We start from the raw sequence: 16,228 nt of genomic DNA, 5'->3' as shown, positions 1-16,228 counted from the left end.
CTAATGTTGCTGTGGATAACAAGTTTTACCCTGTTGGAATTCTCTGCCACGAGCTGGAGAAAAGAAGGGCGATGTTAGAGAAGATCGTCTTTACAAACGGTTGCTTTGATATCCTCCATGCAGGACATATCAGGTATCTGTATCAGGCCAGGGCCTTTGGTGACGTGCTTGTTGTTGCGATCAACTCTGATGCCTCCGTAGGCAGACTAAAGCCCGGCAGACCAATCGTGTCACAGGCGGAGAGGGCAGAGGTACTGGGTGCCCTCAGTATGGTTGACTACGTTACAATCTTTGACGAGGACAACCCATACGAGACCATCAGGGCACTAAGGCCACACGTGCTCGTCAAGGGCGGCGACTGGAAAATCCAGGACATAATAGGCGCAGACCTCGTACCGGAGGTGTATAGCGTTACATACGTCAGTGGCATGTCTACCACAAACATTATAAAGAAAATCAGAGAAAGTATAACCTGAAATGATAAAATTTATTTACAAAAAACATGTCGTTTTCCTGTACAATATATCCTGAGTGTCACGGTATAAAGACAGAGGGTAAAAACCCTGAACCGGTGCATGCGCCGGCTTTGTCAGCCGGCAGGTACGGACAAACTTTGAGATTCCAACTTAGGTGTAATTATGGATAATACTAAACTCAACATGGTGTGTGGCTGGTGTAAGAAGATAAAGGCCAACGACGTCAAATGGCAGACCGTAGAGGAGTTCCTTGCCTCTGCCGGCCTTGGTGATTCTACGCATGGGATGTGCCCCGATTGCTCCGAAAAGATATTTCAGAAGCGCGTGTACCTTGAGAGTTACCAAAATATATGCAAGGTGATCAGCTCCAGCCTCTCTCTGGAGGAGGTGTTGAACCTCATAGTGACAAACGTGGTAAAGGTAATGAACGTCAAGGCTTGCCTGCTACGATTGATAAACAAGAAGTCGAGGACGCTGGACATTGCTGCCCACTTTGGCCTCAGCGACGAGTACGTCAACAAGGGGTCGGTCGGTATAGACAAGAGCGTGGAGGATGCGCTGTCGGGCAAGTCCGTGTCGGTGTACGACATAACCCTCGATGCCCACTCCAAGTACCACAAGGTGGCAGTGCAGGAAGGCATACGGAGTATCGTATCGATTCCGCTGAAGTTCAAGGACGAAATCATCGGTGTTTTGAGGATGTACATATCCGAGCCACGCGACTACACCGAGGAAGACCTCAAGTTCGTCTCCGCCATCGCCGAACAGGCCGCCATCGCAATAATGAATGCAAAGGCATTTGAGACCATCGTTTCTCAGGAGAAGCGATACCTGAGCCTCTTCCAGGAGATATCCAAGACGGTCAGCTCCTCGCTCAACCTCGGTGAGGTCCTGGGTATGATAGTACGGAAAATCCCCGAGGCTATGCAGGTAAAGGCCGCCACAATCAAGCTCGTTGACGATAAATCAAAAAAGATAAAGATGGCCGCCTCCTTTGGCCTCAGCGAGGAGTTCCTTGCAAAGGACCCCGTAACGGAGGGCATAAATATTTCGGAGGCCCTCAGCCACATATACCAACAGACCTCGTCTCTGCCCTTTCTCAAGGAAAAGGACATGCACCTGCTTGACGGCCTGAGCTACATCCCTGAGACCATCTACGACGCCACAACAGACCCCAGGGTGCTGAACAGGAAAGACATGATCGATGAGGGCATAAAGAGCATCCTCACCGTGCCTATAATAGTCCGGCAAAAGTTAATAGGCGTTCTGAAGCTCTTTTCGGGGTGGTACAGGAACTTCACCCAACAGGAAATAGATTTCTCTGCCTCTCTGGCTGCCCAGTGCGGCATAGCTATAGAAAACGCCCGCATGTATGAACAGCGATACGTAGAGCTGACATACCTCAAGACCCTGCAGGAGACGACAAAGCTCCTGAGCAAGACAACGGACTTCCACGAGGTCGTGCAACTGATCGTGCGCAAGCTCCCTGAGATAATGCACACCAAGGCGGCCACCATCAGACTCATCAATCCCGATAGCAGGCAGTTGGAACTGATGGCCTCCTCCGGCCTTAGCAGGGACTACCTCGACAGGGGCAGCGTGGCCTTTGAGGAGAGCGTACAGTTGGCCCTCAGCGGTAAACCCGTCGCCATCTATGACGCCACAAACGACCCGCGCATCATCTATAACAAAGAGGCCGCAAAGGAAGGGATCAAGAGCATTCTCGTTGTACCCCTGACGCTCTATGACGAAATCATAGGCGTGCTTAGGTTGCTGACGGAGCAACACAGGGCTTTTACGCAGGATGAGATAGACTTTGCCATGGCCCTTGCAGAGGAAGCGGCTGTTGCAATTGAAAAGACCCGATTTCACAGCAAGGCGGCTGACCTGAGATAATCACAATGGCAACGGCGTTCAATAAAGTAAGCACCTATCTGAGGATGATAAAGTTCTCACACAGTATCTTTGCACTGCCGTTTGCCTTTACTGCGGCCATACTGGCGGCCAATGGATTACCGTCCTTGAGGCAGGGGCTGTGGATAGCCGTTGCCATGGTCGGTGCTCGCTCCGCTGCCATGGGACTCAACAGGATCGTCGATAGAAAGATAGATGCCCTCAATCCGCGCACAAGCTCCCGGGAACTACCCGCCGGTACCATCAGCGTCACGGATGCCAGGTTGTTTGTTGTTGTATCGACGGCGGTGTTTTTTATTGCGGCATACATGTTAAACCCCCTGTGTTTTAAGCTGGCACCGTTGGCCATAGGGATTATATTTTTCTACTCCTACACAAAGCGGTTTACGTGGGTGTGTCATCTTGTCCTTGGGGTGGCCATTGCGTTGGCGCCTCTGGGGGCATGGATTGCCATAAGAGGCAACTTCTCATATCAGATACTGCCCCTTGTTGCTGCCGTTATCTTCTGGCTTGCGGGCTTTGATACCATCTATGGCCTGCAGGACAGGGACTTTGACAGGTCGCACGGCCTGTACTCCATACCTCAACGATTTGGTGTGCGTGCTGCCCTGAGTATTGCCAGGGGGTTTCACGTCCTGTCGTGGATGCTGTTGGTGCTCACGGGGGGCGTCTTTGACCTGGGCATTGTATACTATGCTGGCATGGTTGGCGTGGCGCTGTTCTTCTGGTATGAACACTCGATCATCAGCAAGGATGACTTGACCAGGATCAATGTAGCGTTCTTTAACGCAAATGGTTATATAAGCATGACGGTGTTTGTCTTTGTGCTGATGGAGAAGTCCTTGTAACGGACAAGAGACAACAGCGATTCGATCTTTAAGTCTGTCTTTCAACCCATCTTTTCCGCTACCAGGTTTAACCCGGATTTTCGGAAACTAAACGGGATTTTTTTACAGCAAAAATATTCTTTGATTTGTCGTCCTGGCGATATATTTTTCCATTTATCCGGAGCTATAATATTTTTAACTATGCAGATGCCAGTTTCACTGGTGCTGCATGAAACAAGAATGTTTTTGGAGGATATTTTGATGTTTGGACAAAGCAACAACCCAACGATAAGGGATATCCAAAACTGCAATACGCCAGGTATAAGGACGTTGCTTATGCTGGCGTTGTTCGTAGTGATTGGAGCTATGTGTATTAACGGCGCCGTCTATGCCAGTACAGTCAATCTGCCTCAAACTGGTCAGGCAACGAGCGATGCCGACGGCGATGACGGAGCAATCCGGACAGGTGTGGCCTGGCCCAATCCTCGATTCACATATGGTGACATGACGATTACAGACAACCTTACGGGACTGGTCTGGACAACAGATGCCGGCACAGCGGGGTTGGGTCTTTGTACAGCTAAAAAATACAAGACCTGGCAAGAGGCACTTGATTACATAACTTGCCTCAACGTTGCCAAATACGCCGGCTACAGCGACTGGCGACTGCCAAACATTAACGAACTTGAAAGCCTCTCAAACCTGGGAGTAACTGATTCATCGGCATGGTTAAAAACACAAGGCTTCACAGGTGTAAACATGTACAACTATTGGTCATCTACATCTTATTCCATTAATAAGGACTACGCGTGGGTTGTTATCATGTTCAGTTAATAAGGACTACGCGTGGGTTGTTATCATGTTCAGTGGAACAATAAAGCTCGAAGCTAAGACCTCCAGTATTGATAGCGTGTGGCCGGTACGTTCCGGACAGTCCGGGGCATATAATAATGCGGCTATCTGGGCCACCGGTCAAATTGTCTCCTACGCTGCCGGTGATGATGGTGCGCTACAGAAGGGTGTGGCTTGGCCTAACCCCAGGTTTAATGATAACGGCAATCAAACGGTTACAGACAATCTTACAGGTCTGGTTTGGAGCAAAAACGCTACTACGCCATCAATAGCTGGAGGTGCAGAACGTTGCATGGGTGGAACCAAGACCTGGCAAGGGGCACTTGATTATATAAAGTGCATTAATACAGCCCAATATCTTGGTTATAGCGACTGGCGACTGCCAAATAGAAAAGAGCTGATTAGCCTGATTGATCGGGCAACGGAGAAGCCATCACTTCCCTCAGATAATCCTTTTTTAGTCGCTCCGGTAGGTGAATATTATTGGTCATCTACGGCAGAAAGTGGCGATGCCTATGATAGCGCATGGGTTGTTGATATACCAAAATCGGGTAATGTGGCAGTCTACCCCAAATATAGTTACTTATATGTTTGGCCGGTACGGGCAGGACAGGTATTGTTTGGTCTATCGGTTTCGAAGTCTGGCACAGGCAGCGGGTCAGTGACGAGTTCAGACGGCAAGATCAATTGTGGAAACACCTGCACGGCTAACTATATCTCAGATTCATCAGTTACTCTAACGGCAAAATCTGACGCAGGTTCAACCTTTACCGGTTGGGGAGGTAGTTGCACCAGGGCGAGTTCAACCTGCATGGTGACAATGTCAGCGGCCAGAGGGGTGATAGCAACGTTTACTTTGGCTCTGACGCCAACAGCGACCCCCACGCCCACCCCTGCTCCAGACAAGATGACCCTCACGGTGACAAAACAGGGAACGGGCGATGGCACGGTGACCTCCTCCCCAGGCACCCTCTCATGGAATGGCAAGACCGGCACGGTATCGTTTGACTCAGGTAAGTTGGTCACCATTAATGCAGTTGCGTCGGCCGGTTCGACGATAAAAAGCTGGACGGATTGCAAGTTCATCACCGGCAGCAACGATTGCGTGGTTGAGATGACCACCGACAAGGCTGTCACGGTGCAGTTGGATAAGATTGGCACAGGCACCGTAACATACGACTTTGACGGGGATGGCAAGAGCGACATCGTCTTTGAGAATTCCGCAACAACCGATTTTGCCATCTGGCTTATAAACGGATTAAATCACACCGGCCATTATGCGGCAACGCATGTCGATCCGGCGTGGAAGATTAATTCGGTAGCTGATTTTAACGGCGATGGCAAGGCCGATATCTTGCTGCAACACTCGGGCAATGGGGCGCTTGTTATCTGGTTTATGGATGGCGGCAATATTGCGTCGGGTAAGTATGTGGTCAATAGCATGGGATCAACTTGGATGGTTGCAGGCGCGGGCGACTTTAACGGTGACGGCAAGGCCGATCTCCTCTTCAGATACATACCTACGGGGGATATCTATCTCTGGCTGATGGATGGTGCCTCAATCACGGGTGGTGGGTACGTCATTCATAGCCTCCCGGAGCAGTGGAAGATCAGGGCAGTGGCCGACTTTGACGGCGACGGCAAGGTCGATATCCTGCTGCAAAACATCGACAGCGGGGATATCTTTATCTGGTTCATGGATGGCAGCAAGATAGCATCGGGTGACTTCGTACTCAAGGGGATGTCTGTGGACTGGGAGATATCTGCCGTGGGGGATTTCAACGGCGACGGTAAGGCCGATATGTTATGGCAATACAAAGATACCGGTGCCATGTTTGTCTGGTTTATGGATGGCGCCTCGATCAAGTCAAGCGGCTTTATGACACAAGGACTTAACGGTGACTGGGTGATTCAATAGCGATAAAGCTAAAAGTGGGGAGGGGGGTGACACTCCTTCCCCTTAATCTATCTACTCGAAAGAAAAGTCCACAAACACGTCCCTAACGTCTGTCTCCAGCCCTTCAATGACCTTGGACTTGAATACCCCCTCTCCCTCGGCTGCTGAAAAAAGCTCGTAAGCGGCCCCTTCGATGATCAGTATCTCAACAGTTTCAAGCTCAGGTAGGACTATCCAATATTCAGGGACTCTAAATTTTTCGTAAATTCTTTTCTTGGTAAGTGTGTCTTTAGCATGAGAGCCTTTAGAGATAATCTCACAAACCATGTCCGGCACGCCTCTTATAAAATCTTGGGCTATTGCCATATTCTCTTTCCTGATAAATAGAATATCAGGCTGTAGTTTTTGCCGTCTTTCTTCCAGTATCACATCAAGCGGTGAGTAATACACCACCCCCAGCTTGTTTTTCTTAACATACGGATTTATTATGTCATATATGTTTTTGCTAATGTTCTGGTGCTTTCTAAACGGACTAGGCCCCATGACTTCCACCCCATTGATGATTTCAGTTAAATCAAAGTCTCTTTCTAATGTCTGCGTATTCATACCTGTAGTATAACATTTTACTCACATGCTGCAGACAAAAAAAGTGTAGACAAATGTGTGTAAGAAATGTTAAAAAAAAAGCGTAGGATTACATGGAACCAACTCTGCTGACAGAATGCAATCATTGTGGTACCAGATACAATGTGTCATCAAAAAATGCGGGCAAGAAGGCGCGCTGTAAGAAGTGTGGCAATAGCTTTGTAATAACCCCAACAGGTATCGGTAACGTTTCCGGAGCCAGGGGGGCAGCGGCCTGGAGTAACATGGTAGGGGAACAACGTATGCCCGGGCAATGGATAACGGGTGATGTCATAATGGACCTCTATGAGGTGACCGGCATCCTGGGAGAGGGTGGCATGGGGACGGTGTACAAGGTGCATCACCGTGGCTGGAATGTTGACCTGGCCGTGAAAAGCCCAAAGCTCTCCAAGCCTAAAAAGGCAAACACTCCTGAACGGTCAGCCGCTACCATGCCTGAAAAATCATCCGCCAGCACGCGGGGAAAATCGCTCGCTGCAGCGCTTGAAAAATCCGTCGAACCAAAAAAGGCACCAGGCGCCATCAGCTTTGAGCAAGAGGCAGAGACTTGGGTGAATCTCGGCCTGCACCCAAACATTGTCAGTTGCTACTACGTGCGTGAAATTGATGCCATCCCGAGGGTCTTTGCAGAGTACATAGAGGGTGGTAGTCTCAACGACTGGATTGCAACGGGCAGACTCACGGAACTGGATAAGATGATAGACATTGCGATACAGTTTGCCTGGGGCCTGCAGTATGCCCACGACAAGGGACTGATACATCAGGACGTCAAACCGGCTAATCTGATGATGACAACAGAAGGTGTTGCAAAGGTGACGGATTTTGGCCTTGCCAAGGCCATGTCAAACTTCGAGGAAGGCATTGACGCCAGCTTTACCCTAAGCTCCGTAAAGAGCACTGGCGGCATGACTCCCGCTTACTGTTCTCCGGAACAGGCCAACCGTGACCGCCTCACTATCAAGACCGATATATGGTCGTGGGCCGTATCCATTCTTGTGATGTTTACCGGGGAAGTGACGTGGCCCTCCGGGACAATCGCAGGGGAAGTCCTGAAGATGTACCTTGACGACGGCACACACAAAGAAGAACTGCCCCCTATGCCCTCACAGATTGCAAGGCTCCTGGGAAGGTGCTTTGAGGAAGACATCTTTAAGCGTCCCGACAGCATGGCCGAAATAGCACAGACTTTGATCGGCATATACAGGGAAGTCACCGGGATGGAGTATATGCGTCCAACACCCGTCATCAGCAAGGCCACGGCAGACAGCCTCAACAACAGGGCCGTGTCACTGCTTGACCTTGGCAGGGACGACGAGGCAGAACGACTCTGGATTGAAGCCGTCAAGCTCGAACCACATCACCCGGAGTCCACGTACAACCTTGGCCTGTCCATGTGGCGCAACGCAAAGGTCTCCGACAACAATCTCATCAAGGAAATGGAAGAGGTACAGAGGTCACACGTGGATGACTGGAGGGGGAACTATCTGCTTGCCCAGGTGCATCTGGAGCGTGATGACTGCAGTGCTGCCATCCGTGTGTTATCAGACCTTGGTGGTGTGTATCTCCAAAGGGACGATGTCAGGGCTGCCTATACCGAGGCCGAGGAGCGTCTCGGCAACTCAAGACGGTTGCTAAGTACCATCAGCGAACACGACGATGCCGTAACCGCCGTGTGTCTGAACAATGACGGCAGTATCGGACTCTCTGCCAGTGGTGACTCACTCCTCAAGCTCTGGAATACGAAAACGGGGGAGTGCTTGCAGGTATTCTTTGGCCACTTGGGGGCCGTGACCGCGGCCTATCTCACACCCGATGCACGCTATGTCATCTCCGGGGGGGTTGACAAGACCGTCCGCGTCTGGGACGCCTCCACCGGTTCCTGCCTGCACACGCTCAAAGGACACAACGGCCCGGTGATGAGCGTACACATAGACAAGGACGCCAAACATCCACTCTCCGGAAGCGAAGACGGAACCACCATGATGTGGGACCTGGCTTCGGGACATTACTTTCGCTCCTTTGGCAATCACAAGGGCGGCGTCTGTTCCGTCCTGACAGGCATTACCCCTAAGAACGTTTTCTCTGCCGGCAAGGATAGCCTCATCAGGCTCTGGGAAGTCGATACCCTGCGCTGCATACACATATTCAAGGGACACACCGCCACGGTCAACTCCATATCGATCAGTCAGGATGGCGAAACCATGATATCGGGCAGCTCCGACAAGACCATAATCCTGTGGGACGTATCATCAAAGCACGCCATCAGCACCTTATCCGAGCACGTTGACGTGGTGACTTCGGTTATCCTGAGCTGGGGGGGGAGGACTGCCCTGTCCGGGAGCATGGATAAAACCGTCAAACAGTGGGACGTCTCAACCGGCAGGTGCATGAGAACCTTTGAATCCGACAACGAAGGGATATCATCGGTCTATATGAGCATGGATGGCAAGATGGCCATATCGGGCAGCAACGACGGCACTATCCACATATGGCAGATCGAAACTGACAGACAACCCTACCAGGCGCCGATGATGTTGTCACAGGTGCTCAAGAGCGAAACGGCATTTTCGGCGATGATGCTCTACGGCAAGGAGTTGGCTGATGCCCAGAGGGCACAGATGCTCGGTGACTTTGCAAAAACCGCTCTGCACATCCAAAAAGCACGACAGCAGAAGGGATACAGTCGTGCCGCCGAGGCCATGAATATATGGAGAGGTCTCTATGCCCGCTTCCCCCGTACCGAACTCAATGGGGCATGGGAGGGGGCAACGCTTAAGGAGCATGAGGGTGCGGTCAACGCCGTCTCTATCGATGACAGGGGCAAGTACCTGTTGTCGGCCAGCTCCGATGGTACGGTGAAACTATGGGATATAGAGCAGGGGTACTGTATACGTACCTTTAAGTCTCATACGGGGTCCGTGCTCTGTACGGTGTTGAGCGCAGATGGCGAGCTTGCTCTCTCCGGCAGTGCCGACTCCACGATCAGGTTATGGGAGACGTCGAGGGAGCGTGAAAAGCGCGCATTTAGAGGACACGTAGGGCCGATCAGGGGGATTTGCATGAGCAGGGACGGTCGGCTGGCGCTGTCATGTGGCAGCGATGGCACCCTGAGGGTCTGGGATATCAACACGGGTAGGGAGTTAAAGAGATTTGAGGGCCACAATGGCGCCGTAAACTCCGTGAGTCTTGGTCTGGATGGCAGGTTTGCCATATCCGGCGGCGCTGATAACAGGATAAACCGCTGGGAGATAGCAGGGTTTATGAAGAGCCTCAATACGTTTCAGGGCCACTATGGCAACGTACTGTCGGTCTATCTCGGTCACGATGGCAAGGTGGCGGTATCGGGCAGCGAGGACAAGACCGTCAAGGTATGGGATATATCCACGGGCCAGTGCGTAAAGACGCTTGAGGGACACATTGCACCGGTTACCTGTGTGCATATGACCCTTGATGGCGCCTACATTCTCTCAGGCAGCCTTGATAACACGATCCGCCTGTGGAATACTAAATCCGGTGTGTGTGTGCGAGTCTTCCAGGGACACCTGCACGCCATTCAGTCCGTGTTCATGAGCAGGGATGGCCGGATGGCGGCATCGGCCAGCGAAGATGGCAGCATCAAGCTCTGGGTACTCGACTGGGAGCTTAATACCAGGCAAGTTAAGGATTGGGACGTGGCTGCAAACGCCTACCTCGATATATTCCTGACCAATCACACCCCGTATATTGATAAGCTCACCAGGAGAGGACAGCCCGTGTGGAATGCCAATGACCTTGAAGACCTCTTGTTTATGCTGGGGTGTGCCGGCCATGGTCATCTATCCGCAGGGAGTGTCGATGCCGAACTGAAAAAAATGGTCAAACAAAAACTGAAAAAGACCTGAGTTTCTGCCAAGGCAACAGTGTCAGCGTGGATGGAGTTGAACATACGAAAGAAGGGGAGTTGCCCTACTTGTAGTCAACAGGTCGGAAGCATTTCCGCGCAAGTTCAAAGCCAAGTTTTACAGCCATGTTCCAATCAGGGATACCCATCTCATAGTCTCCTCTCTTGTTGTAGACAGCACCACGATAATAGTACGCCTCTGCATATTTTGGATTTACCTCTATAGCCCTGGTGTAGTCAGCAATAGCCCTGTCGCAATCTCCTTTTTTATCATAGGCAGCGCCACGATCATAGTACGCCTCTGCATACTTTGGATTTATTCCTATAGCCCTGGTATGATCAGCGATAGCCCTATCGTAGTACTCTTTGCTAAAGAGCCAGACACAGGTTCCTTTTATTGCCCAGGCAATCCCACGGTTAACGTACGCCACAGTATCCAGTGGGTTTATCTCAATACCTCTGGTGTAGTCAGCAATAGCCTTATCGTAATCTCCCTTTTTAACGGATGTTCTGCGCAAAAAAAGGCTTACTTCCTTTAAATATAAGGTTTTATAAAAGAAAATGTGTAAACACGTAGACACTAAAACTTGATTTTATTAGTGAGGCATGGTATAATACATTTCATGATAACTTATTAATATAGCAAAGAATTTTAAAATGTAGACACTATCAATTTTGAATAATCGTTTAGTGTCAAGGGGTTACACGATTTTTTACAGTCAAAACCCAGAACATCCGTTTTAAACCATGTGTTACCACGACTAACGTAGGCCACGGCATTTCGCGGATTTATCTCAATGGCCCTGGTGTAGTCGGCAATAGCCACGTCATAGATACATGATTCCTTATTGGAATGTCCAGGTGTCTTTTGTTCTTGTCTTGGTTTAAAACAGTTTTTGCGATGCTCTAAAATTTTCCGATAGGCGTCATTTATCTCTTTAGTCTTATCTTCTGATTTCTTCTTTAATCGTTCATTTTCTACAGCAAACCTGTCAGGATGCCAAACCTTTATTGAATCCCTGTAGGCATCCTTTATCTCATTTTCAGAAGCACCAGCCGTTATTCCAAGCACTTCGTAATATTTCTCTATACCGTCCATATCCTGCGAACTTAATATACCCTGAATTTATGTTTATAACAATCAAAGCAGAAGCATCTAAATCTACTTCTAAACCAAAAATACACAACGTAGTATATCAAAAAAAAACCGTGTCAATAGTCTTTTTTGTGTTATTAATTCGGATGCCTTATTCTAAAATAATGGAGTCTGACAACAAAAGCATGGCAAGTGTCTGTTAATTATCGTAAAAAGGTATCCTCTTTATATTCCATGGTAACTCTACTTTTACGCATCCTGGATTCCTGGTCAAGCTCAGTGGCTGAAGAACATCGTGGAGCATCTGAAGTAAGATCAACGTGAAAAATCCTTAGACAGGAAGGTGTTCTCCGATGTATCCAATAATAAAGTCATTTGTATCAGCGTCAGGTGGATGGAAGTGTATGCGTATGTTTTGGCCATATAGTTTGCTGTGCCAACTGAAGGTTCTTTCTACTCCGTCAGGGCACTCAAACGTTCTTTGGCGGCCATAATGTTTTAATGTTATGTCAATTTCAGGGGTAGCCTTAATACCCATATTTTGAAAATCAGGGGCTTGAACCTTGCCTGTACGGACATTGCTAATGTAATCATTCATATATTTAAGATGACGGAAGATGAGATGAGAGAGTACCTTGAAATTGCCGTCTCTGAGCTGAACTTTAACGGCTTCACAGAAAATCAATTCAGGAAATAATAGCTTACGTTGATTCCAGAAATCGTCCCACGAAGTAATGTCAGTCTTAATGGCATTATTACAAAAACACTTAGCAATAGAATGGTCAAAAATATTGTCTATTTTCAAAGGTTGTTCTTTACCGGTTTCATCGCAATATAGAACTTCTATGTGATCGAGACCAAAAGGTGGTGCGTTTTTTAGGCTCGTCAGAATACCTGAGAGTTGAGCTGCGGCAGCAATACTGCTACCTGTAGCGTCTTGGTTGTTGGAGGTTATGGTGCATTGGTGGACGGTATATTCTATAAGTGTCTCAAAATATGGACCCTTGGTAACATACCTCAGAAATCTGCTTCTTATTGCTTGATCGATGGAGTTGTCATAGATAAATCTTTTCACTGCGTATCCTGAAGAAATCTCATATTGCCACAGATTACGGGAAACATGAACCTGATTACCAGTTAAGACAGGGCGAAGTACATCGATAGTCTTAATTAGTTCTCCTATTAATTCCGTGCATTGATTGAGGTTTTTGGCTTGTCCTGCAAATGAGAACTCATTTACAAATCCATACATTACAGCAGCTCTCCCAAGTCTGTATCCATTTGATCGAAAAAGCCTTCAGGCCAACTATCGATCCTCCCGTCTTTGTCCATCAAAGGGTGTGAGAGTTTGTAGTCCCTGTTGAAATAATTAATAGCCACGTCAGAGCTGTCTATTATCCCTCGTTTAACTGCCACTCTTATCCCGTTGAGTATGTGATCGCTGTGTGTCTCAGTTATAACTTGTATACCGGCAGAGGCCACACGAACCAAAAATACAGCCAGGTGAGACTGAGCCTTAGGGTGTAGGTGAGATTCAGGGTTTTCACAGATGATGACGTCGCCTTTTTTACTCATCAGGGCTGCCGCGACAATAGGCAGGCAATATGTTATACCAAAGCCAACGTTTGTTGGCCTGAAATATTCCGTATCCTTGTTGTAACTACTAATACCCATAGTTAAAACATCTGACTCGGTTATTTTCTTATACTCAAATCGGATTCCAGGAATCAAATAATTCATCCACTGTTCAGCTTGATATAAGAGGGTGTATGATTTTGGATCCGTTGCATTGCCATTGGCATCTGATTCAATATAAGCCAGCTCTCTTGTAGCAATTGGATTTTGTCCAAATTGGTGAAGGCAATGGACGGTAAATTGCCCCATATTACCTACAGACATATTAGATATTGATTCATCGCTTATTGGGTAGAACAACAGTGGTCCTGTCCTCATTGCACTTATATGTGTAAGACGTATATCTCGCAATGTCTTGTGTAATAGAGCAAGGCTTTCGTCATACTCTATGTCTATGTGATGGTCTTCGTAATTATTTTTATCGTACAGTAACACCAATTTTAAAATCTTATCAGGACATTCAGTAACGGAAAACGAAATAGTTATATCATCTTTATCTGACCACTGACAGATAACATCACGTGCATTTCCTATGTGTACATAAGGGCCATTGAGAGATATAATCCGGCATCCGTGTCTATGAGAGTATTGCCCGGAGCCTTGCGTTCCAACTGCGTACATAGTATTTCCGATTCCATACCCGCTTGTTTCAGCCGTTTGCTTCAACAACAACAGAGCTTGAATCACCGACGACTTACCAGTATTGTTGGCACCGGCGAGTATTGTCAGCGGGGCAAGTGGTATTGTCTCATCTAAAAAACACTTAAACCTTTCTAATCTCACATAAGCTATCATTGACGTATCGACTCCTTTATTAAATTTTCAACGGTGCTGAAACGGTAATGAACCTTGCTAACATCACTGGTACCCTGTGTGATTGAAGTATTAAATCTTTGATCATTATTTATAACGTCTATGAATTTGCTCACTATCTTTTCTTTATGCTTCTTAATCAGCTCAATGTCTATCGCACTAAGAGAGACAGACCATGTTTCAAAGAGTGCTTTGTTTATGGGATTTTTCCTGCCATTTTTTTTGTAAATTTTTCTAAACGCATACTTACCAAATGTTTCGATGGCCTTTAACATGGAACCAATAAAAGATTCTTTTAGAGATATAATCTCTTGATTATTTTTAGCGTTGATGTTTTTCATTGTATCTCCGAGAAAGGTATCAAGATCAGGTTTTTTATATGACTTATAATCTGTCAGGTAGAATGCAAAAAAACGGAGTATGCACTCCATATCAGCCATTCGCTCATCAGGTATTGAGTTATCGGTGGCTGTCTTAAATTCATTTGAAGACGCCAGGTCTCTAAGTAGTCTTGTTGATTTACCCTGAAACAGACAATGGCGTATTTCTTGAGAGCTTAAGACCAAGCCGCCAGTATTGAGCCTCCTGAAGATAGTAAATTTTGCCTCAGTGGGTGTCTCTGGCCTGATAATATAAAAGAAAAGAGATGTCTCTTCCAACCGTCGTTGCAAATGTCTGGGGATTTGACTGAATCTCTTTTTACCTATCTCACTTTCAAGAAACTCGAGACCGGTTAAAGTCAAATTGTCTTCATTTATGAAATCATTTAACGTACTAAGTCGTTGAAGACCATCCACAACCAGCCATTGACCATCATTTGTTGCATCTACATAAAAACTTGGTAATGGTATTCTCATCAACATAGACTCTATAAGACGGCTTTGTCTAATCTCATCCCACACAAAATTTCGCTGAAAATCAGGCTGGAGATTTATTTCATGCTTTTCAACCTTTCTCATTATTTGAAACACAGGGAATGAATCTTTATCTATCCTAATCAAACGCGGATCGTATGATTGAGCAGCGAACTCACTACCAATCAGCTCTTCCTCTTCTATACCAGTGTTGCTCTCGTTTAACAAACTATTCATTAATATTAAAATTAAAATTCTATCAGAATTACCAAATCTTTGTCAAGTGGACTCTACCCCCCCCCGATTTTACTATAACGTGACATTGTCAAATTAAGAGGATACAAATTCACAAAAAGTTGCGTAAAAATAAATTTACGATTGCATTTCAATCAACGGGCATGTTATTTTTAAAAGCATGAGAGTTGGAATATAGAGCGTTTCGACAATGATAACGTCAGTGTCTAACCCCAAAATAAAAGAGGCCACCTTGATAAAGAAACGCCACGCCTTCTACAAGAACGACGCATTTTTCGTTGAGGGTCTGAAGGTCGTCTCAATGGCCTTGAGTTCGGGGGCTGTTATCAGGCGGCTATTTTATACGGCGGACAATGTTTTGGACGTCGAACCAATACGCAGTGCGGCCATCGAAGCCATTGAGGTTTCATGGGAGGTCATTGCCAGGTTAAGCGACACGCAGGCGCCCCAGGGTGTGGTGGCCATTGCGCAGAAGGACGTGGTGCCGCTGCGGGGGCTGTTGCTCAAGGGTGCTGCCCTTGCCGTGGTGTGCGACAGGGTGAAGGACCCCGGCAACGTTGGAGCGATCATACGCACGGCGGATGCCTTTGGTGCCGATGCCGTGGTGGTGTTGCCGCAGACGTGCAACCCGTTTTCACCCAAGGTGGTCAGGGCCTCTGCCGGGAGCATCTTCAATCTGCCCGTTGTGTATGCCTCTGCCGTGGAGCTTGTGGATTGGGTGCGGCAACGGGGCATCACGCTGGCCGTGACCACGCCGCATATCGGGATGGCCATCGACGATGCCGATCTGGCGTGTCCGCTTGCCCTGGTCGCAGGGGAGGAGGCCGCAGGGATCGACCCCTGGCTCCTTGACAGGGCTACTCTCACCGTCAACATCCCCATGGTCGGCGCCGCAGAAAGTCTCAACGTGGCCACCTCCGTCGCCGTCTCTCTGTATGAAGCACGCAGGCAGAGGAAAGAAAAGAAGGGGAGCGGCTCCGCCCTCCCCTCAGACCCCTCCCGCAAGGGGAGGGGTGAGCCACCCCAGGCACGAAGAAGTCCCCTTGACCCCATAATGCTCGTGCCATGATTCATAAACTCATTG

The 16,228-nt window shown here is 48.0% G+C and carries 13 protein-coding genes; 7 read left to right on the top strand and 6 right to left on the bottom strand.

Annotated elements, in window-relative coordinates:
• Positions 1 to 71: 71 nt before the first annotated feature.
• The 5 genes from Mcas_RS02795 to Mcas_RS17345 all read left to right on the top strand — a co-directional run bounded on the left by Mcas_RS02795 (position 72) and on the right by Mcas_RS17345 (position 5,987).
• Positions 72 to 476 (top strand): adenylyltransferase/cytidyltransferase family protein, encoded by a 405-nt coding sequence (locus Mcas_RS02795; RefSeq protein WP_052566758.1) that lies wholly within the window; start codon positions 72 to 74, stop codon positions 474 to 476.
• A 162-nt stretch (positions 477 to 638) separates the two neighbouring features.
• The gene (locus Mcas_RS02790; protein WP_040333917.1) at positions 639 to 2,372 is read left to right on the top strand and encodes a GAF domain-containing protein; all 1,734 of its coding nucleotides are present in this window, start codon (positions 639 to 641) and stop codon (positions 2,370 to 2,372) included.
• A gap of 5 nt (positions 2,373 to 2,377) precedes the next feature.
• Positions 2,378 to 3,238, top strand: a complete 861-nt coding sequence (locus tag Mcas_RS02785; RefSeq protein WP_040333916.1) for a UbiA-like polyprenyltransferase — start codon at positions 2,378 to 2,380, stop codon at positions 3,236 to 3,238.
• Between the two features lie 240 nt (positions 3,239 to 3,478).
• Positions 3,479 to 4,051 carry an Lcl C-terminal domain-containing protein gene (locus Mcas_RS02780; protein WP_052566757.1) on the top strand — a complete coding sequence of 191 codons (573 nt, stop codon included), beginning with the start codon at positions 3,479 to 3,481 and terminating at the stop codon, positions 4,049 to 4,051.
• A 25-nt stretch (positions 4,052 to 4,076) separates the two neighbouring features.
• A complete protein-coding gene (locus tag Mcas_RS17345; protein ID WP_081853555.1) occupies positions 4,077 to 5,987 on the top strand; it encodes an Lcl domain-containing protein in 1,911 nt (636 codons plus the stop codon).
• Positions 5,988 to 6,038: 51 nt separating this feature from the next.
• Here Mcas_RS17345 and Mcas_RS02765 read toward each other — a convergent pair whose 3' ends face one another.
• Positions 6,039 to 6,572, bottom strand: coding sequence for a Uma2 family endonuclease (locus Mcas_RS02765; RefSeq protein WP_040333914.1), 534 nt, complete (start codon positions 6,570 to 6,572; stop codon positions 6,039 to 6,041).
• Positions 6,573 to 6,664: 92 nt separating this feature from the next.
• Here Mcas_RS02765 and Mcas_RS02760 point away from each other — a divergent pair, with 92 nt between their 5' ends.
• Entirely contained in the window at positions 6,665 to 10,492 is a 3,828-nt protein-coding gene (locus Mcas_RS02760; protein WP_040333913.1) for a protein kinase domain-containing protein, read from the top strand.
• Between the two features lie 64 nt (positions 10,493 to 10,556).
• On the opposite strand, the gene Mcas_RS02755 is transcribed toward Mcas_RS02760, so the two are convergent.
• The 5 genes from Mcas_RS02755 to Mcas_RS02735 form a co-directional block, all read right to left on the bottom strand.
• Positions 10,557 to 11,009: a tetratricopeptide repeat protein gene (locus Mcas_RS02755; RefSeq protein ID WP_052566755.1), complete on the bottom strand. Its 453-nt coding sequence runs from the start codon at positions 11,007 to 11,009 to the stop codon at positions 10,557 to 10,559.
• 134 nt (positions 11,010 to 11,143) lie between these two features.
• Complete coding sequence (locus tag Mcas_RS02750) at positions 11,144 to 11,590, bottom strand: J domain-containing protein (RefSeq protein ID WP_040333912.1); 447 nt, start codon at positions 11,588 to 11,590, stop codon at positions 11,144 to 11,146.
• Between the two features lie 328 nt (positions 11,591 to 11,918).
• Positions 11,919 to 12,839, bottom strand: coding sequence for a hypothetical protein (locus Mcas_RS02745; RefSeq protein WP_040333911.1), 921 nt, complete (start codon positions 12,837 to 12,839; stop codon positions 11,919 to 11,921).
• Complete coding sequence (locus Mcas_RS16145) at positions 12,839 to 14,017, bottom strand: AAA family ATPase (RefSeq protein ID WP_052566754.1); 1,179 nt, start codon at positions 14,015 to 14,017, stop codon at positions 12,839 to 12,841. Before Mcas_RS16145 ends, Mcas_RS02745 begins: the two co-directional genes overlap by 1 nt.
• A complete protein-coding gene (locus Mcas_RS02735) occupies positions 14,014 to 15,117 on the bottom strand; it encodes a DUF262 domain-containing protein (protein ID WP_162176240.1) in 1,104 nt (367 codons plus the stop codon). Before Mcas_RS02735 ends, Mcas_RS16145 begins: the two co-directional genes overlap by 4 nt.
• 217 nt (positions 15,118 to 15,334) lie before the next feature.
• Between Mcas_RS02735 and Mcas_RS02730 the strand changes: the two genes are divergently transcribed.
• The gene (locus Mcas_RS02730) at positions 15,335 to 16,213 is read left to right on the top strand and encodes a TrmH family RNA methyltransferase (RefSeq protein ID WP_052566753.1); all 879 of its coding nucleotides are present in this window, start codon (positions 15,335 to 15,337) and stop codon (positions 16,211 to 16,213) included.
• The last annotated feature ends 15 nt before the right edge of the window (positions 16,214 to 16,228 follow it).

Origin of the sequence: Candidatus Magnetobacterium casense, assembly GCF_000714715.1 — a bacterium.
Lineage (GTDB): Bacteria > Nitrospirota > Thermodesulfovibrionia > Thermodesulfovibrionales > Magnetobacteriaceae > Magnetobacterium > Magnetobacterium casense.
Note: the sequence above shows the minus strand (reverse complement) of the source record. Positions and strands in the feature narration are given on the sequence as shown.